We start from the raw sequence: 20487 nt of genomic DNA, 5'->3' as shown, positions 1-20487 counted from the left end.
TCATTTAAGTACTACATTATGATGAATTAGGCACGGATTACGCGGATTACACGGTTTATAAGAATCGTATTACATAAAGTAACAGCGTAATCCGCGTAATCCGTGCCTAAAAAACTTTCACTCTATGGCAGAAAAACTCAAAGGGCCGAGTAATCCTGCCGGAAGTAGTTTATTTTCCTGTTTCCGGTATTTTGCATTGGTCCAAATGCCTTCAAATGGTGCTTTTCCTTCATCAGCTCCTTTCAAGGCATTCGCCCAAGTGTTCGTAACCTCTATTTCAAGTATATTGATTCCTTTTTTCAGAGCAGTTGTAATATCAGCACGATAAGGAGCTGTCCAAATGGTACCACAGTCTACGCCATTCACACGGACAGTTGCTAAATTACAAACCGTACCCAAATTCAGGTAAATCTGTTGGCCTTTTTTCAGTTTATTCTTCCAGCGGAAAGCCGTCTTATAAGTAGCTGTCCCCGAATAATAACGTATCTGTTCGTCCGGCTCTTTGCTCCAGTCGAAAAGTTCTTTCCGTGTGAGCGTTTTCTTGTTAGCTGCAAAAGTTATCATATATTCCTCTGCTTCCAGAGCTATATTTAAAGGCTCTTTGGCTACCTCCTTTTTCTCTTTCTGTAGTCTTGAGGAGTCCTCTCCATAACCTTCATGTGCTCCCTCCATAGGATATACGATGAATACGGACTCATAAGGAGCCAATGTGAGAGTAACTTCCGTCCGATTTCCATTGATACGGTAAGAAGGACGGCTGTTTATTTCACCCGTCACCGGATTCCAACATTCCGGTTTTCTATCGTTGATACGCATACTTGCGGTAAATGTGCGTGTTTCTTCTCTTTGATTGGCGATAAAGTAAAGTTCGCCAAGTTCACCACGACGATGTGTCCAGGCAATATCTTCCGGTACAATCATGTCACGTTCCAACCCATATACGGAGAAATCATCCGCTGTATAAGGCAAAGAAGGTATCAATACACCCGCTTCTTTTAATTCATTGATCTTCTTCTGCACTTCCGAAGATAATACAGGTTCGGGATTCATCGGACGTGCAAGAGGAATTACCAATGCTTTATAGCTGGCTCCACCCGGCAGTGTCATTCTGCCGTCTTCCACTTTGGCCAGACGTAGTAACGCATCTTTATTAAAACTATCATAAGCGTATCCGCGAAGTGGATTCACCCATTTTTCGGGATCAGCCATATTGGCTGAATGTGTGACACCTACCGGACGCACACGCAAAGGTTGTCCCTCATTCGCCAAACGAATGCGTTCGCTTTCCACACGTTCCGCACCGAAAATTCCCGGAAGGGACGGAACCAATCGTTCCGGCAATATCGAACGTCTTGGCATTTCTTCACCTGTAAATACTGCAATATCTGTCACCGGATGTCCATATTGCAATAATGCCTGACAACGGGTAGCATATTCGGAAAATGCTTTTGCACCTTTATCCCACCAAGTCTGATCGCGTTGGAAGAAAAGTCCGATGCCATCCAATGTCATGCCAGGTTTGCAATCCAGCCAGGGATTATGTACATATACGTGATAGAAAAGACGATTGATTCCTAATGCGTAATTACGATCCAGCAAGGCTTTCAACATAGCAGGATATTCGTCCCACGTGCCGCGTACTTCGGTGAATCCTTCAGCCTGAATGATGTTCTTTCCGTAGATATGTGCCCCACTGATAGCATCCAGCATATCATTCGGTTTATCATGGGTAGGGCTGTTCAGCCAAAATTCTCCCATAGGAAGATCTACCTTTTGGTAATGCAGCAGGCCATCGCTTACCATGGTCGGTGCTACACACTCCGCTGAAAACTGACAATCATATTCTTTGGCACAATCTGCCAATACCTGATAGAATACATCCACCACCAATTCGGCAATCGTTGTACGGACATCTCGCAGAATCTTTTCGCTTCGTTCTGCACTTTCCATAGGAATACCTGCCAATAGTGGTAAATAAGGCATCAGGTCATAACCACGACGTTTCTGAAATTCTGCAGCGAAATTTGGATTCCAGGTCTGGCTTCCACATTCCCAACTATCTACATGCATATATTTCAATACACGACGTGCTACTTCCGGATTCGTCTTTGCAAATGCTTGTGCAAACCAGTTATCAAATTGTTTTCGCACCGTTTTCGGATCGAACTTATCACATTCCAAGCCCTTTCCGCCACCGGCTGTTGCATTGGTATGTCCGGTAGCTGTATGTCCCATGCGGAGCAATTTCCATTTACCTTTAGGGAGAACAGCTGTGATTGTTTTTTCTTTAGAATGACTAGCCGGGGCATTCTTATATTGTTCCGTCAGATTAATAACCTGTGAAAGTGAATAGCAGTCCTCCTTTCCTATCTCCTCTTCTTTGGTAGATTCAGCAACACGCCATACCAGTCCGGTTTTTCCTTCCCACTGATTCAAACGGGCTTCCTGATGCAGGTGCAGTTGTTTGATCTTCAGATTAGGTTTCCATTTTGCGGCATCCATATCTTCACTTCCCGGTTCGCTCCCCTCGGGTGTCCAGTAGAAACGGAAATAACGGGCTGTAGTTGCGGGAATACTATGAGTAGAATTTTCATCTGTATTTTGCCATCCCTGACGGGCAGGGACTAGCTGTTTCACGAAACGATAATTTACGCCATCGTCACTTGCCATTACTTTCAAGCGATGTGCCTGATAATTATTGCCATTTAAAACGATTTCTATATTCCGGCAGGTAAAAGGCTGTTTATATTCATATTGAATATAGCATGGATACGAAGAACGGATAACGCCTGCCGCATCCATATTCACTGTTTGAGCAGATTTTACATTGTTCGCTGTTGCTAAGTTTACGCAAGTGATCTTTGCGGGCATTTCGTCTGCCGCATCCTCTACCGGCAAAGCAAATAGCGCAATATCTTCATAATAGTTTTCATAAGCTTCCGGCTGTGGCAGACGTAATGCATTGAGCTTTCCACCATCAATGATTGTATCGCTCCAAACAACTTTCTGCATTGATTCTTTCGGAGTAATCCAGGGACCTCCTGCCAATGCAAAACCATCACAAATATGCATTCCCAGTTTCAACCCTAAACGGTCGGCTTCCTCCATGCTGAAACGCACCATTTCCCACCATTCAGGAGTCAACTGCTGTGCCTTGCCGTTATATTGTGTACCTTCACTAACCCCTTTGATCGGCATCAGATAAGTACCTCCGAGTCCTGCATGTTTCATCGCTTCCAAATCGGCAGTTATTCCTTCTTTGGACACAGCACCATACATCCAGTACCAAAAGGTCCAAGGCTTCGCTTCGTCAGACGGATTCTGAAATTGGTCGCGAAGTGAGCGTGTTTGTTGTGCATCGACAGGACATACAGCTGTCCATGCCAATAAAGAGAATGCAAATATTTGTTGCTTCAGTCGGCTTTTCATTCCAATACTATATTTTTTCTATAATGAAGACGAAAAAAGGACTGTTTTGTACTCACTATTACTATAAATTCATGACTTATTGTCTCTGTTTTACACAAAACCAACGTTTTGAAAATATATAATATTTTTATTGTTATATTTAAAGTGAAGTATAACTAATACGCAATTCATTAAAAGCTTTTATTTATAATATTATAATCATTTATTTATTACTTATTATTGATATATATTTATATAATTAATTGATAAACAGATTTTTGAAATAAATTACACGTTTTTGTTTTCAAATCAAATATAAGATATTATCTTTGTTCCGGAGTCAAAAGAGTGACTTCTTTATTAGTACTAATATGTAATATTAATTTTTAAAATGAGTCTTAGGTATAAGAAGAAAAAAATTGTATTGTGTTTCGACAAAGAAAACAAAGTCGAAAAGTATGTAGCCGCTAATGTACTTGCGGGAAGCCTTAATTATAAGAAGCTGTGTGATGAAGTCAATCAGCGAACCGGTATTCACCGTTCTATGGTAGATGTGGTGCTAAAAGGACTGCAGGACACTATGGTTTCTTTTTTAGAAGAGGGCTTTTCGGTTAAACTGGATGAATTTGGTTCATTTCGTCCAGCAATCAATGCAGAGAGTCAGGATAAGGAGGATGATGTGAATGCACATACTATCATTCGGCGAAAAATCGTATTTACTCCGGGAAGTAAATTTAAGGCAATGCTTGGTGGAGCAAGTGTTGAACTGTTCGGAGATGGAGCTACAATTACCGAAGATGGCGATAATGGTGGGTCATCAGGAGGAAATTCAGGAGGGGAAGCCCCAGACCCTGCTGCTTAACTCTTTTTTTAGCCTTTTTAAATAAGGAAAGCTCATTGAGCCTTCCTTATTTTTTTTGACATTTCGAACGATAATGAGCAAAATTGTCGTTGCCTGATGGCAAATTCACCGTTGGGCAATGATAAATTTATGGTTGCCTAACGGTAGATTTGCCATTAACATTGATGTTTGAGTAATCTTTTCGGATAAAAAGAATCAGAGACCTGTTTTATATTCCCTTTTACTGCCCTCCCATTCTTTCTACTGTTTTTCTTGGAAAAAGAAAAATATAGTTTAGAAATAATTCTAATTACATTTTTTTGCATATATTTGTAACGTTTCTCACGCCGATACCTCAATTCGTGAGGTTAGGGTGGTGTGGGAAATGGATTATATAAAGAAAGACGTTTACTTGACGTTTTGTCTTTGACACTTCAGAATCTCGCAAGTTTTGAAAAACCTGTCAAAAACAAAGCAGCGGTGGATGTCTACGGGATATGTCTATACCCCTAAGTGTGCTGTGAAATAAAAGTATACTTAGTTTGTTATACATATCGGCGTGGGCTTCTGCGTTGCTCGTTCAGACAGGTTGGGCGATGCGAGAGCCTTGAAGTGTGGGACGAGTAACAGGTACAGATTCCCGCGCTTTTTTTTATATATATTTTGTCAATCTTTTTATTATAGAACCGTCCGGTTCGGGAAGCTGCGGGCATTTATCAGACAATACTATTATGGGAAAAATGTTTATAGCATTTTTTATTTTATTCATGACTATAGTCTTGAATAGTGTTAATGCGCAGGAAAAAGAAGTTACTTATACGTATGATAAATTTGGTATAATCAACCAATACACTAATAACATGGTACTAGAAGTTAATGATGTGTTGAAATTTGTGAAGAGAAAGGGGAATTCATTTTTTATTCAACTTGCCCATCCAATGAATCCTCCTGCTTATTCTTTATTTGTGTCTTTAAAAGGATATGATGAATTAAATGAAAAGTATGTTTATATTGGTGATGCAATAGTGGGTATAGATATTAAAGAAGGTCTGATATATAAAGGTAAATGTTTAATTAAATCCTCAAAGAACTTAGATGCATTTTTGAATAATATAGGATATAACTACGAATACACTTATAGTAAAGATCTTTCGTTTAGTGTTTATTTTAAAAATATGAGAACATCTAAAGAAGGATATATACCACAAATGCCATATACTTTTGTAGAAGTGTTTCCAATAAAGAATAAATCAGAACAAGAAAGAGAAGAGAAGTTACTAAGAGAGAAAAGAAAGCAAGAATGGGAAAAGAGAGAATTTGAGAGAAAAGAAAAAGAGATTAAAAGAAAGGAAGAGGAAGTTATAAATATATTATCAACAGCAAATAGACAGAATATAAAAGAACAGGTTTGTACTTATTTTGAAAATAAACTTTTAAAAGATTCAGAATATTGGGATGTATTGGCAAAGCCGCAAAAGAAAGAAATTAAAACCACTACAGATGTACTAATTCATATAGATTCCCTTCAAACAAATATTGTCCAAATAGATAAAGAAATTATTAATTATGATTTAGATTTTCTACATAGAAAAGCGTCACACTATTGTACAATAAATGGTACGAACTATTATAAATATCAAAATCATATTTTCTATATTGAAAAAGTAGACATTAAGACTAAACCATTAGAAAAAGGAATATATGGAGTTGAGAGGAAAAAAGGTAAGCTCAAATATTATCAGACTGTTCCAAAAGAAATACAGGAGTGGTGTCAAAGTAATATTATCAAAAATGGTTTTCAAGCAATTGAATACAGCAATTATGATGGACAATATACTATAAAGCCTATTACTGTAACTAAAGATGTAAAAAAGACGCTTCAAGGAAAAGATCCTCAAAAAGCTAAAAAGACATGGAAGACTCTTGGTATCATTTGTGGCAATGTTGTATTAATAGGCGGAGCGATAGCTTTAGGGGCTATGTAAAATCAAGTCTAAATTCCAATGCAGATAATTCACATTTATAAAAAAATGTCATGGATACTATTGTAGCATTTTGTCTTATTATATTTCTTATTTATATATTGATTTGCGTTATACCTGCACAAATGGCAGAAACAAGAGGTAGAAGTGTAATGGGTTGGTTCTTTCTATCAATTCTTATAACTCCAATCTATACTGCTTTTATCATTTTTTGCTTAGGGGAAACTGATGAAAAACGTAAAGAGAGAATTTTTCAAGAAGAAGAATGGAGAATTCTCTGTCGGAAATTATACTCAAATAAAAATAATGATGAAAACTAAGTATTTTTTATTAATTATGTTGGTAGGCATTGTATCATGCAAAGATATCAATCCTTTCAAAAAAGAATTAGTTCTTGACGAAACAAAAGAAATTGTTCTTAACGGAACATATATTTCAGATTCAGATAGAGCTCTTTATCAATCTTTTACCTTTAAAGGAAATTCAACAGTTGTAATCAAAGATGGCATCTTTGGATTTGACTTTGCAACCAGTTATGAAAAAGATGGAAATCTGATTCGCATAAAAACAGATCAGTCTGATTTATTGTTAGAAATAGTCACACCTGATTCTTTAGTTGGTGAAGGATTTGCAAAAGGTAGTTTCAAGAAAGTATATAAATAAAAAAAGCCCTCAATGTCTTCGGGGCATTGAAGACTTTGAACTATGTGCATTTTGAAGAATAAAGGGATGTTATTGCTTTAATATTCACTAATGAGTATGAGATACTATACAGAATAATTGGAAAAAAGAAGGAACTTTCCTACCTTTGCTAATATTAATCATAGGATGATTATGATAAGAAAGGAGAAAATTGTATGACCCTTAAAGAAAAACAATTGGAGTTCATCATATATTGTGTTGAAAATACTGCTGAACGATTGGGCCGTTATAGTCCGGAGGTTTTTAATAAACTAAAGGAATTGGGTGCACTAGACGACTATATCAAGACTTTTTATGATACTTTGCACACGCAAGGAAAAGCGTATATCGTTGATTCTTTATTGGAATATATCTATCATCGTGATCCACAATGGTTACCAAAAGATTATAGACCTTTTCAAATATCTACAAACGAAGGAGGCAAATCATGCTAACCATTTATCATGGTTCTACTTGTCGTGTAGAGCAGCCATTGGCAAGGGTATGTCGGCCAAACCTTGATTTTGGGGTTGGGTTTTATCTTACAGATTTAAAAGAGCAAGCTTCCCGCTGGGCACTTCGCACTGCTGATATTCGCCATGAAACTAATGTATGGCTTAATGTCTATTCGTTAGATATAGAAGCCTGCCGCAATACTCTTTATCATTACTTACATTTTACTGCATATGATGCGCATTGGCTTGATTTTGTCGTATCTTGTAGGCAAGGAGGTTCTATGTGGAGGGATTATGATATCATAGAAGGTGGTATAGCAGATGATCGTGTGATACGTACTATTGACCTCTATATGCGTGGCGATTATACCCGTGAAGAAGCTTTATCGCGTCTGGTTCATCAAGAACCTAACAATCAAATTTGTATCACAAACCAAAAAGTGATTGACAAGCATTTACACTTTGTTGAAGCTATTTCCATTCCTATGCCATCCCCTACAAAAGAAGTAGCTAATGCTGATATTGTAATGCAAGGTAAGTATTATGGTATTGTAGAGCAACTGGCTGCCCGTCTACACATTTCAGACATACAAGCATTGGGAATATTCTATAATAGCGACAGTTATCAGCGTATTATTCATCGACTCGGAGATTTGTATCTCATGAGTGATGCATATATTGTAGATGAACTAATGAAAGAGCTACAAAAAAGACAAGGCTGATATTAACCTTGTCTTTTTTATATTAGAATGTTCTGCATAAAGGGAATATTATCCGTTATTGTTTCACGATTTCCTCAATTCTCAATAAAAGGTTAGGATTACTTGGACGAGCAGCAGCACCATAATCAATGATTTGTCCTTTTCTGTTTATCAAGATATAATATGGCAATCTATTAATTTTGAACTGTTTGGTAATCTTCTGATAATTCTCCAGTCCAATATAATCAGCAGCATAGACACATTCTATATCATGATTCTTCATCGAGTATTTATCTAAACACAATTCCCATTGCATTTTGGTATCATTACCGCCCGAACATATGGAATAAATAATCAGATCCTGCGTTGAATATTTGCTGCGCAACTTTTTCAAGGGTTCCATCTCTGCCAAACAAAGCGGACAAGTTGTAGCCCAAAAATCAAGATAAATAACTTTTCCCCGGTTTTCTTCAAGAATCTTATATATGCTCTCCATATACGACATTGGAGTTGACGTATTTGAACTTTCATTGTATTTGCCATACAACAAATTATCAGAAACAGACTGCGGATTCTCCAAGAACGCTTTAGTTTGCCTGTACATCTGTGCTATTTGTCCCTGCAAATGGGGTATTTTTACGATTGAGTCAAATTGCGAACGCTTTCTTGAGAGGGAAATTGTATCATTAGCTTCAAGGCTATTAGCTGTAACTTTAGTATATAAATATTGATTCAATTCATTTTCTCCTGATACCATAGTCACGCATATAATAATATCCGCTTTCTGTAAAAGCCAATATCTCCTGATTCAATTTTTCCGCATCACCTGTTACTTTAGGATGAAACATATCCTTGAAATCAATCTCTAAATGGATACTGTCACCCGGATGCACATATAAATGCTCTGCATAATTACGAATAGAAACCTCCCGTATTTTAGCATAAACAGGAAAAGTAAAATAGAAAGAACCATCCTCTTGAATGGGAGTACGGTACTGATTTTCCATATCTCTGAAAAATGGAATAATAAGTGTCAGTTCTTTTTCTTGTGGATAAAATTCACGGTTCAAAACTTTACCTGTGATAATAATCTCTTCAGCATATTCTTCCGGAAAATCATAAACGGTTTCTGTCTGACTGGAAATATCCGGCTGAAAGTTACTTTGTACTTTTTGCCGACAACTGATAAATAATATAAATATCGGCAAAAAAACGAATAGGCAATGCTTCATTCTCATAGGGCGTTATTTGTGTATCAATATAAATACTTACTTTGCGAATATAGTGATTAAATTCAGTATTTTATAGTGTTTCCTGTTAAAACTTCTTCCCCTATCTTATAGCCAACGCACAAACTTCCTGATATACCAGTTCTTTACTATTTGCGTCAAAATGCAATAAGAAAGCAAAATTCCAATCAGCCAGGGGAAATAGCTCAAAGGAAGAGCTGTCAACCCGATGGAACGTCCGAAAGCGGTGAAAGGAATAAGAATACCTATTGCCATGATTAAGAATGTCAGTCCCATTACAGGCCATGTGGCGCGGCTTTGTATGAACGGTATCTTACGGGTACGTATCATGTGGACAATCAATGTCTGTGACAACAAGCCTTCTACAAACCATCCGGTCTGAAACAGTGTTTGATGTTCGGGACTATTACAGCTGAACACATACCACATGACCAGATAAGTAATAATATCGAAGATGGAACTGATAGGTCCTATATAAATCATAAAACGACTTAGATCGGACGCATCCCATTTACGGGGTTTCTTCAGGAACTCTGGGTCCATACGGTCAAATGGAATGGTTGTCTGCGATATGTCATACAGTAAGTTCTGAATCAACAGATGTATCGGCATCATAGGCAGAAACGGCAGGAATGCACTGGCGAACATCACACTGAACATATTACCAAAATTGGAACTAGCAGTCATCTTTATATACTTATTGATATTGCCGAATGTCTTTCTCCCTTCGAGCACTCCGTCTTCCAATACCATCAAATCTTTTTCCAACAGGATAATGTCTGCGCTTTCTTTCGCTATATCCACTGCAGAATCGACAGATATACCAATGTCTGACTGACGTAAGGCACCTGCATCATTGATTCCATCTCCTAAAAATCCTACTGTATTGCCCTGTTCCTGTAATAGAGAGATGATTTGTGTCTTCTGGAATGGAGTCAGTTTTGAAAATAAAGTGGTATTCTTTACCGCTTCCTTCAATACCGTTTCATTCATATTCTCTATTTCTATCCCGGTAAGAAAATGGCTGGTGTCAATTCCTACCTGCCGGGCGATGGCTTTTACTACGATATCATTATCTCCCGATAATATTTTAACTGCTACTCCATGTGCATACAATTGTTCGATGGCTTCAACTGCAGAAGGCTTCGGAGGATCAAGAAAGGCAAGATACCCGATCAGTACCATTTCTTTTTCATCTTCGATGGCAAAATTACAATCTTTCTCGATAAAACTTTTTTGGGAGACTGCCAACACTCTCATTCCTTGCTGATTCATTTCTTCACTAATCATCTTTGCTTTGATTTTCAAAGCATCAGTCAAGGGATGAATCTGCCCGTTGAACTCGGCATAGGAACAAACGTCGAGAATCTCTTCTACCGCTCCTTTAGTAATGATCTGCCGTTTTCCTTGCTTGTCTTCTATCACAACAGACATTCTTCTGCGTGTAAAGTCGAAAGGTATTTCATCCACTTTGGTGTAGTCATCCTTCAAATGTTCCAGATTCAGCTCTCTTACATGAGAAAGAATCGCTTTATCCATCAGATTTCTTAAACCGGTCTGGAAATAACTGTTAAAGTAGGCATGACGAAGAATACGTTTACTGTTGTCGTCGCTACCATCTGCATTGATATATTTCTCCAGCACGATTTTATCGCAAGTCAATGTACCGGTTTTATCAGTACAGAGTATGTCCATTGCTCCAAAATTCTGAATAGCATTGAGATTCTTTACTATTGTTTTCTTTTTGGACATGGCTATCGCTCCTTTAGAAAGGTTGGCAGTCACAATCATTGGCAACATTTCCGGGGTAAGCCCCACTGCAACGGATATGGCAAAAATGAAAGCCTCGAACCAGTCTCCTTTCGTGAAACCATTCACGAAAAACACAAATGGAACCATTACCAGCATAAAGCGAATCAACAAGAAGCTGACTTTACTAATACCTTTATCAAAAGCTGTAGTGGCACGATGTCCAACCAGACTTTTTGCAATCGTACCCAGATATGTTTTATTCCCTGTTTCATAAACAATACCTTTTGCTGCGCCACTTATCACATTGGAACCCATATAACAAATATTGTCCAACTCTATGACGCTTCCTTTCCGAAACTGTTGGCTCTGTATCTCCGGAAACTTCTCTATCGGTTCGGACTCTCCTGTCAATGAAGCCTGACTGATAAACAAGTCTTTTGAATCGATGATCCGAATATCAGCGGGAACCATATCCCCAGCTGCCAGATACACAATATCCCCCGGAACGAGTTCCGTGATATCAATCTCTTCTTCCTGTTCACCGGCACGTTTGGCAAGACAGGTGTTCTTTACCATCTTCATTAAAGAATCCGTAGCTTCACTTGCTCGCCATTCCTGCCAGAAACGCAGGATAGCGCTGAATATCACCATGGATGAGATAATGATTACTCCTGTCCATTCCTGTTCTCCGGGTTCGGCCATCAGTACATCCAGAAACAAGGATATAATGGCAAGTCCGGTCAGAACACCAATGAAAGGATTGATAAACGTTTTGATAAACAGTATAAACGGGTTCTTTTTTTGTTCATGGACCACTTCGTTTCTTCCATAGATGGACTGCCGCTCTTGCACTTCTCCCAATGTCAATCCGAGCTTTGTTGTCTGCAAGTATGAATAGATTGACTTACCGGGTTGTGTGGCAACCAAAAAGACTTTCTCTGAATTGAATGTGTACTGTGATGAACGCAGTTTTTTCTTCCATACCATACTCTCTAATTTTTTTAAGTTACTAACTGCATTTATTAATTCGATGCAAAAGTAAGAAGGACTTCACAAGGAAGCTGTTAGAGAATGATTAGAGTGATATTAGAAAACGATTAGAATTTCTTAGATATGCGGGAGTTTTACCACAAAGGTAGTGCCCTCATCCTTATGGGAAGATACGGTAAGTTCGCCTTTGTGAAGGTGAATAATCTTTTGTGTCAGGTTCATGCCTATACCATTTCCGGGAGCAATATTCTTGTTTTCTCCACGATAAAACAGTTTAAACAGGTTTTCCTTATCTGCATCGGACATGCCTACACCATTATCGGATAAGCGGATGATTGCCCATTGCTCCCAATAGGCGATCAGGACTGATGAAGTCCGGTTGGAAGAATATTTGCAGTTATTCTCTACCAGATTTACAAAGGCGGTAGTCAGCAGATAGCTGTTTCCGATGACTGTCAGTACATTATCCTCTTCGGCTTCCTGTTCAAAGACTAATTCGATATGATAATCCGGATGCGCTTTCAATACCAGTTCTCTGGCATCCAGCAACAGTTCATCCAGACGGACTTCTTCCATTGTTATCTGTTCCGGCTGATAATCGGCTTTTGCCAAGTTCAATAGTCCGTCAATCAGGTTTACAATTCGGTGGGAGTCTTGAAGAGCATTGCCAATAGCCATCTGATATTGTTCGGAGGTACGTTCTTTCAATAAAGCTAAATCGAGTTCGGCTGTAAGGGCCGCCATGGGAGTACGCAATTCATGAGATACATTACTGACAAACATCTTCTGTGAGTTGAAAGACTTCTCCAGGCGTTCCAGTAGAGCATTGAATGTCGTACTTAATTCCCCCAGTTCATCCTGCTCATTTTTCACGGGCAATCTTTTATCGATATGCGACGCGGTAATTTTCTCCGCTTCTTTGACAATGCTGCGTATTGGTTTTAAAGTGCTTCGAGACAGGATATAACCCACAATCACCAATACACTTAATCCTCCGATAAATGACAGGATGAGTATATTTCTTAACGCATCCCGATTGGCGTATCCGTAACCATCATAGGCGGCAGCGGTAACAACATAATCTTTGCCTTCAAATGGATACACCAATCCTACTGCCTGATATTCGTCCACATAGAAATTGATATCCTTCTGTTTCAGAATTCGCTTTATCATCTCCGGTGTTTCCTTGACAATATCGTTCTGTAGTGCATCGTGATATAATATTTTAAAATCGGTTGTATAGACAGCAACTTCTACTTCATCAATAAACTTCTGATTATTTAGATAAATAGACTGCATAGTTTGTGCATCTACTTGATTTTTAAGGAATAAATGTGCTTTGGTTATAGCTTCACTTTGCAGATTACGAAAGAAAGCATTACTACGCGAATGTTCACTCACATAGTAGACGGCTATGACAAATATGAAGAATACCGCAGCTGTCAGCCCTGCATATTGTAGGGTCAGTGTTGTTCTGATTTTCATAACTTATCAGTCAGTATAAAACCCATTCCGGCTTTGGTATGAATAAGTTTTGGTTCAAAATCCCTGTCTATCTTCTTACGGAGATAGTTGATATATACATCTATGAAATTCGTTCCTGTATCAAAATGGGTGTTCCATACTTTTTCTGCTATCTCAACCCTGCTCAATACTCTTTCAGCATTTTCTACCATATATAGCAGCAAGTTATATTCCTTAGGAGAAAGTTTTATAGATATGCCGTTTCGTTCTACGTCCTTACGTTGAAGGTCAATACGTAAATCTGCATAAACAAGTTCCTGTGGCAATTCCTGTGTATTGCCTGCCACACGTTTCAGGAGTACTTTGATTCTGGCATTCAACTCTCTGAAATCAAAGGGTTTCACCATGTAATCGTCTGCACCGGCATCGAAACCGTCCAGTTTATCATTCGTTGATCCTAATGCTGTCAACATTAATATAGGGATATGGGGATTGGTCTTGCGAATTTCTTTCGCCAGTTCAAATCCGTCCATCTTGGGCAGAACAATGTCGGATATGACCAAATCGAATGTATGGGTCTGGAAAAGCCGTAACCCCATCAATCCGTCATAAGCCACCATTGCCTGATAACCATTTTCTTCCAGCCCGTTCATCAGCAAACTTGCCACTCTGGGTTCATCTTCTATAATTAGTATTGTGTACATAGGAAAGAATTCATTCATCTGGATGTATAAAACGAAACAAAAATAAAATAAAAAAAGGTACCCACATTATATTGAGTACCTTTTTATTATTTATTTATATAAACCGGAAAACGATCCGTCCGGTTTGTGGACCATTTACCCATTTCGGTTGTGAGGAAGGACCACACAAATCGGTAGAGTTTACTTTGTTACGTACCGGAGGAATCACATTCAGAAGAGAAATTCCACTCTCGGGAAGAGTATAAAGCAAACGGTCGCGACCGTCACGAGGCTGATATATTCCGACATAAGCATCGGGAGTTTCGTTTGTTAGGCTGATAATGCCCTCTTTCGTCCGGATATTCATCCAGGAAACATCTCCAAAATATCCTTTGAATTCGGGATAAGTGAAAGTTTCACCAGGAATAGGGTCGTTATAGTCGTTTTCCCATACATCGTATTGCGTACCATGAATACGATTCTGCCATACACGATATGGTCCGGCTCCCAACCAGCGTTTACTGATTACCTGATCTTCCGGATAATCGAAACAAATACCCATTAAATCCACCACACCGGAGAAATTGTAGGTATAATCCAAAACCAAATCCCCACTCGGGCTGATTGTCCATTGAGCTTTATCCAAATTACCCAGTTTGTAATTGGCGGTAACAATCAGATCGCCTCCCTCTTGTTTTACATCCAGTTTCGTAAATACGGCAGCATCGGGGAATTCGCTATATGTACGGTCTTTTTCTTTTGCTTTCTCATCATCATGGTTATAGAATTGATCCAATGAGCGGTCTGCACGACGGGCTCCAATGAAACGGGGACCATTGGCGAAACTAATTTTACGATTATCTACAGATACTCCTTTTAATTGTCCGTCTTTCTTTGAGAAGATGAACGTACGCTTGTTCGCCTTCACTGTGAGATCATTTTCAGTTTCCGTATAGGTAGGGCGGATGGATAAGAAGGAGATCGGTTCAGTTTGCTGGTTCAGTTTATCAACCGGGAAAGTCCAGCGCCAAAGTTCATGACCGTATTTATCAATAGCTGTCAGGTAAAGAGCATCTGTATTGGCGAGGATATTTGTTTTTATATCCAAGACACCCGCCGAATGAGCAGCCACGTCACTACCCTGCACTTCTCCTTCTTTCAACACTTGAGCAGCAGTATTAGAAGCATCCGTTGCCTGTGGAAACTTCACTTGCTTCCAAAGGAAACGACAGGTATTCAGATTCAGATAATCATAACGGTTTTCTACGGAAAATTTGCCGTCAAATTGCCTGTCGATAGAAGTATTCATAATCTGTATTGGGCTCCATAACTGCTTGATAGTATAGTAGCTACCCTCCTTTTCGTGATGTGGTCCTACAATACCGTCGGCTCCAAAGTTTCCCTGATTATCAATGAAGCCATCCATATCCACACGCTTCACTCCTTCGTCTGCCAATACCCAAAGGAAACCACCGATACAACGGGGATGCTTGCGCATCATTTCCCAATAATCATATAATCCGGCACCATGACCTCCATCGTACAAACCATGCAGGAATTCTGTAGGCATAAAGATTTCCGGCAGACGCATATAGTTCTGGCTTTCTCCGTAAGAGCGGTAATGCATTGTTTCAAAACCGGAGAAATTGCCTTGCGGGTGAATAACCGGACGTTTCTGCGGGTCGTATTTATGAAACTCTCCGTCCAATTCAGTATTCCATCCTTTTTCATTACCATTGCTCCACCAGATAATAGACGGATGATTCACGTCACGTTCTATCATGCCTTCAATCAGACGTACTCCGGTGGGCGTATCATATTTGCCATGCCAGCCTCCCAATTCATCCATCACATAAAGCCCGAGAGAATCACAAGCTTCCAGAAATTCCGGGTCAGCCGGATAGTGGCTCAAACGGACAGAATTCATATTCATGTCTTTCATTAAAAGAACATCTTCGATATTCTTCGCTTTACTCAATGTACGGCCACTTTCAGGACGGAAGCTATGACGATTGACACCACGTACATTGATACGCACTCCGTTTATATAAAGTCCGTCGCTTTCACGTACTTCAATGGTACGGAAACCAAAGTTTTCCGTTTCACTATGCAGCACTTTACCGTCCTTATCCAATAGGGAGAATTGGGCTTTATAAAGATTCGGAGTTTCCGCAGTCCATAGTGCAGGGTTAGAGACATTCAGTTGCAGGGAAGTCCAGTCGCCACCCGCTTTTACAGGTACAGTGGTTTCCGCTAACTTCTTTCCTTTTTTATCCAGAATCTGTGTACGAATACTCATGCCGTCATTGGAGATATTGGTGTAGCAGTTGGCACGGAAAGATCCATCCATCTTTGCATCAATAGCAATATGTCGCAGGTTTACAGCAGGTTTCACCTCCAGGAATACCGGACGGAAGATACCTCCAAAATTCCAATAATCAGCACGACGTTCAGCCAGATTCACACTAGCATTTTCACTCTCTTTGGCAACAGTGACTTTCAACAGGTTTTTCTTACCATATTTCAGGAAATCCGTGACGTTATATGAAAAACGATAGAAAGCCCCCTGATGTTTAGAACCCACTTTGCGTCCATTCACTTTCACTTCCGTATCCGTCATTGAAGCCTCGAATACAAGATTCACCTGTTTGCCGCGGAATTTTTCCGGAACTTCAAACTCATACTTATACATACCTTTTTCATTGGCAATGCCTTCAGGAAATGGTTTACCATAGAAAGTGATTCCATACTGATAGGTGCCGAATCCTTGCAGCTCCCAGCAGGAAGGTACACCAATTTTCGTCCATTTCCCGGAATTGCGTCCGTCGGTACAAAAGAAGTCCCATTCAACCATGTCATCGCATCCGTGACCGGAGAGATATTGCCTTTCCGTTTGTGGAAGGTTTTGAGCAGCCAAGGTAGTTGCCAACGCTAAGGTTGATAATAAAGTGGTTACTTTTTTCATTGTTACTTTTATAATTGTGTTAGTTATTTATTTCTATCATTGCTTACTGATACGTAGATGCAGCGTGTGTTCCTTTTTCTCTATGGCATATTTCTTCAATACATCCGGTCCGCAACTACTGTTTCCTAATCCAAGCACGGCAGCATCCATACTTAGAATGACTTCCGCACGTGGTTTTAAATTACAATCATGAGTTTCTTGATAGATATCCTGCACAGTATAGTGCAAAGCAGATGCGGAAAACACATTTTCTACTGCATCAACACGAATACCTTTATTCTGTTTGTCAGTCAGGGTAAGATAGTGTACTTCTTCTTTATTTCCACTATCCTGGGGACGGGGATAATGCACATATTGTTCCGCCACACTTCCTTTCCAAAGCCCTATAGCGGCAGATGTTTTGCGGTCAGGATAATTGTCCTGCGGTCCCCTGCCATACCAAGTAAATGTATTGTAAACAGGTGCCAGACAGAATGCGATTCCTAAACGGGGGATTTCGGGAAGAACTCCTTGTGGTAGGAAAGTCGTCTTTAAATCAATCGTTCCATCTGAAGAAACAGTGTAAACAGAAGTTGTAGTCACTTTTCCTTCTTTATATAAATTGCTTGTTTGGATCCGTACAATTACCGCCCCGTCTGCACGTACTTCATGGTTGAAAGATTCTAAATTTATCTGCGGACTATCCATTGCATGCAATTTCCAGTCTTTAGCCAGCCAATTCCCGAAACTCTTGTCATTGTCTGTCGGAGCACGGAAAACTTGGGTGACGGGTTGAACAGGAAAATCATCTAAATGAGCCAACATCTCTTTGCCATTATATATAAGGGAAGTCATGCTTCCGTTCGTTTTCCTTTCCCACTGAACGGAAAAACCGCGTCCGCTAATCAATAAGGACTGATTATCCTCTTTCACTTGAAGTGTTCCTTTATTGACTAGATCAGTAGAGATCAAATCTCCTTTCTGCAAGCAGAATTGCTCCCAAGTCACTTCATGCCCCGCTTTTGCCCAAAGGGCATCCGATTTCAAAATGATGCTTACTTTTAGCTGCCAATCAGACAGAGCTTTTCCTTGACCTCTCTTTGTTTGATTACTCAAAGAACCGGAGCCTTTCAATGAGCGGAAAGTCGGCAAATCTATCGTCTGACTCCCTCCGGGAGCTATTTCCGGTAAGGTAATTTCTCCCTCCTCTTTCTGCTTTCCATCGATTGACACAGTCCATAGGCAACGATATTGAGACAAGCCGGTGTGGTGATTCCGGTTCGTTACTTTCAGTTTCCCGTTTTCCATTTTTAGTTCGACGGGTGCATACACTTTCTTTACTTCCCAATATTTAGGTGTAGTTTCACGCTCGCTCATCAGCAATCCATTAAAGCAGAACGCTTTTAAATTTGGTTTATCACCGAAATCACCCCCATAAGCCACCATGGTACGGCCATCGGGTAAAGTTTTGTAGATTCCCTGATCTACCCAATCCCATATAAAACCACCCAGCATACGGGGATTGCTATATATCTCATCCCAATATTCCTTGAAATTTCCCAATGCATTCCCCATGGAATGTGCATATTCACTTGTCATTACCGGACGGTCGTCACTGGTGCGTTCCGCAATCTCCAACAACCGTTCCCAACGTGCATTTTCAGCTCGTTCTTTATCCTCTCCTTCGGCAATACCGGGATTCAAGTATTCTTGTTTCACCCGGGTATAAAAGCGGCTGATAACATCGACAGTTTTCGGGTCAGGATCGCCATCCACTCCCTGTGCTCCTTCATAATGTACAGGACGAGTCGGGTCAAAATCATGCAGCCATGCAGAGATAGCGGCAAAGTTCGGTCCATAACCACTCTCGTTTCCCATGCTCCACATGACGATGCTTGGATAATTCTTATCACGTTCTGCCATACGCATTGCACGGTCCATAAATGCTGCATGCCAGTCGGGAGTGCTTGCCAGTGTTCCGCGCAATCCGTGTTCTTCTATATCCGCTTCGTCCATCACATACAGTCCCAAGCTGTCGCATAACTCATACCAACGGCTGACGTTCGGATAATGACTGGTACGTACGGCATTTATATTCGCCTGTTTCATTAAGAGAATATCCTGAAGCATTCGTTCCTCGCTCATGACACGTGCCGTTCGGGGATCATGTTCATGGCGATTTACTCCACGAAAACGAACCGGACTGCCATTCACCAACAGTTGTCCTTTTTTGATTTCTACAGAACGGAAGCCCACAGTTTGTTCTATCTGTTCCACTACTTTTCCTTCCTCATTTTGCAAGGTTAAGTGCAGCTTATAAAGATAGGGCGTTTCTGCCGTCCATCTTTCCGGTGATTTTATAACGGCTGATAAACGTCCCATTTTACGAGGTCCCCGCTGCGGATACCATTCATTCATCCGGCTTGCTTTATGCTCCAAATCAAGTATATCTTCCACATCACCTTTCAATACAACGATTTCTTTGCCTGAAGCATCTTTTAATACTCCTTGCAGGATATAACCTTTACCGGTCATTCCTCTATACACACTGAATTGCGGATCAATCTGCAAAATAAAGTCTTTATAATTACCAGTAGATGCAGGCAGAGTGCGTACCGCATAATCACGGATACGAATGTCCGGAGTATGTATCAGGTGAATGCTGCGATGAATACCTCCAAAACGCCAGAAATCCTGATCTTCCAGGTAGGAACCGTCGCTATACCGGTAAACTTCCAATGAAATCTGATTTTCTCCGGATTTCAGATACTTCGTGACGTTGAATTCACTCGGTTCCATACTGCCTTGGCTATACCCTACCCGTTCGCCATTAACCCAAACATAGAAGGCACTCATTACGCCCTCAAACCGTAGAAAAGTCTGCCCGTTCGCTTCCCATCCGGCTGGCAAAATAAATGTACGGCGATATTGTCCGACTGGGTTCCGTTCTTTATACGTGGTATAGTCAGTTTTGGGTTCTCCCATCACTCGCGGGGGATCTATTTTGAACGGGTAACCTGCTGAAACATAAATAGGCGTACCATATCCGTTCACTTCCCAGTTTGCCGGAACAGGAAAATCCATCCAGCTTTTATCATCAAAGTTTATCTGATAGAAATTCAGGACTCTTTCATTGGGAACAGGAGTCCAACGGAATTTCCAAGTTCCATCCAAAGACATCAAACAGTCTCCTTTCTGGATAGAGAAAGGGATAAAAGCGGCTCTTGCCGGTTCACGATTAATCTGAAGAACATGATGATTCTCCCAATCATGTATTGTTTGTGCCTGTATTGGGCTAACAAACAAGGCACCAAGCAGTAAAGTATATATTTTCAT

The 20487-nt window shown here is 40.0% G+C and carries 12 protein-coding genes and 1 pseudogene; 6 read left to right on the top strand and 7 right to left on the bottom strand.

Annotated features, from left to right (window positions below):
- Positions 1–117: 117 nt before the first annotated feature.
- A complete protein-coding gene (locus tag AB3G73_RS04310; RefSeq protein ID WP_367743086.1) occupies positions 118–3429 on the bottom strand; it encodes a glycosyl hydrolase in 3312 nt (1103 codons plus the stop codon).
- 370 nt (positions 3430–3799) lie between these two features.
- On the opposite strand from AB3G73_RS04310, the gene AB3G73_RS04305 reads away from it, so the two are divergent.
- The 6 genes from AB3G73_RS04305 to AB3G73_RS04280 all read left to right on the top strand — a co-directional run bounded on the left by AB3G73_RS04305 (position 3800) and on the right by AB3G73_RS04280 (position 8089).
- Complete coding sequence (locus AB3G73_RS04305) at positions 3800–4270, top strand: HU family DNA-binding protein (RefSeq protein ID WP_148366731.1); 471 nt, start codon at positions 3800–3802, stop codon at positions 4268–4270.
- Between the two features lie 593 nt (positions 4271–4863).
- Positions 4864–6234 carry a hypothetical protein gene (locus AB3G73_RS04300; protein ID WP_367743082.1) on the top strand — a complete coding sequence of 457 codons (1371 nt, stop codon included), beginning with the start codon at positions 4864–4866 and terminating at the stop codon, positions 6232–6234.
- A gap of 50 nt (positions 6235–6284) precedes the next feature.
- On the top strand, positions 6285–6551 hold the full coding sequence (locus AB3G73_RS04295) for a hypothetical protein (protein ID WP_148366733.1): 267 nt from the start codon (positions 6285–6287) through the stop codon (positions 6549–6551).
- Positions 6538–6894, top strand: a complete 357-nt coding sequence (locus tag AB3G73_RS04290) for a hypothetical protein (RefSeq protein WP_148366734.1) — start codon at positions 6538–6540, stop codon at positions 6892–6894. The genes AB3G73_RS04295 and AB3G73_RS04290 overlap by 14 nt, the downstream gene beginning before the upstream one ends.
- 194 nt (positions 6895–7088) lie before the next feature.
- Positions 7089–7367, top strand: coding sequence for a DUF3791 domain-containing protein (locus tag AB3G73_RS04285; protein ID WP_148366735.1), 279 nt, complete (start codon positions 7089–7091; stop codon positions 7365–7367).
- Positions 7361–8089 (top strand): DUF3990 domain-containing protein, encoded by a 729-nt coding sequence (locus AB3G73_RS04280; protein WP_148366736.1) that lies wholly within the window; start codon positions 7361–7363, stop codon positions 8087–8089. Before AB3G73_RS04285 ends, AB3G73_RS04280 begins: the two co-directional genes overlap by 7 nt.
- Positions 8090–8144: 55 nt before the next feature.
- Here the strand turns inward: AB3G73_RS04280 and AB3G73_RS04275 are convergent.
- The 6 genes and pseudogenes from AB3G73_RS04275 to AB3G73_RS04250 all read right to left on the bottom strand — a co-directional run bounded on the left by AB3G73_RS04275 (position 8145) and on the right by AB3G73_RS04250 (position 20487).
- Positions 8145–9300 (bottom strand): annotated as a pseudogene (locus AB3G73_RS04275) (TlpA family protein disulfide reductase).
- Between the two features lie 105 nt (positions 9301–9405).
- Positions 9406–12057: a magnesium-translocating P-type ATPase gene (gene mgtA / locus AB3G73_RS04270; RefSeq protein ID WP_148366737.1), complete on the bottom strand. Its 2652-nt coding sequence runs from the start codon at positions 12055–12057 to the stop codon at positions 9406–9408.
- Positions 12058–12177: 120 nt separating this feature from the next.
- Positions 12178–13545, bottom strand: coding sequence for a HAMP domain-containing sensor histidine kinase (locus AB3G73_RS04265; RefSeq protein ID WP_195650331.1), 1368 nt, complete (start codon positions 13543–13545; stop codon positions 12178–12180).
- Positions 13542–14228, bottom strand: a complete 687-nt coding sequence (locus AB3G73_RS04260) for a response regulator transcription factor (RefSeq protein ID WP_195650330.1) — start codon at positions 14226–14228, stop codon at positions 13542–13544. Before AB3G73_RS04260 ends, AB3G73_RS04265 begins: the two co-directional genes overlap by 4 nt.
- A gap of 94 nt (positions 14229–14322) precedes the next feature.
- Positions 14323–17172 carry a glycoside hydrolase family 2 TIM barrel-domain containing protein gene (locus AB3G73_RS04255; RefSeq protein ID WP_367743065.1) on the bottom strand — a complete coding sequence of 950 codons (2850 nt, stop codon included), beginning with the start codon at positions 17170–17172 and terminating at the stop codon, positions 14323–14325.
- Between the two features lie 36 nt (positions 17173–17208).
- A complete protein-coding gene (locus tag AB3G73_RS04250; protein WP_367743063.1) occupies positions 17209–20487 on the bottom strand; it encodes a glycoside hydrolase family 2 TIM barrel-domain containing protein in 3279 nt (1092 codons plus the stop codon).

Source organism: Bacteroides sp. L008, assembly GCF_040812255.1.
Taxonomy (GTDB): Bacteria; Bacteroidota; Bacteroidia; order Bacteroidales; family Bacteroidaceae; genus Bacteroides; species Bacteroides vicugnae.
Note: the sequence above shows the minus strand (reverse complement) of the source record. Positions and strands in the feature narration are given on the sequence as shown.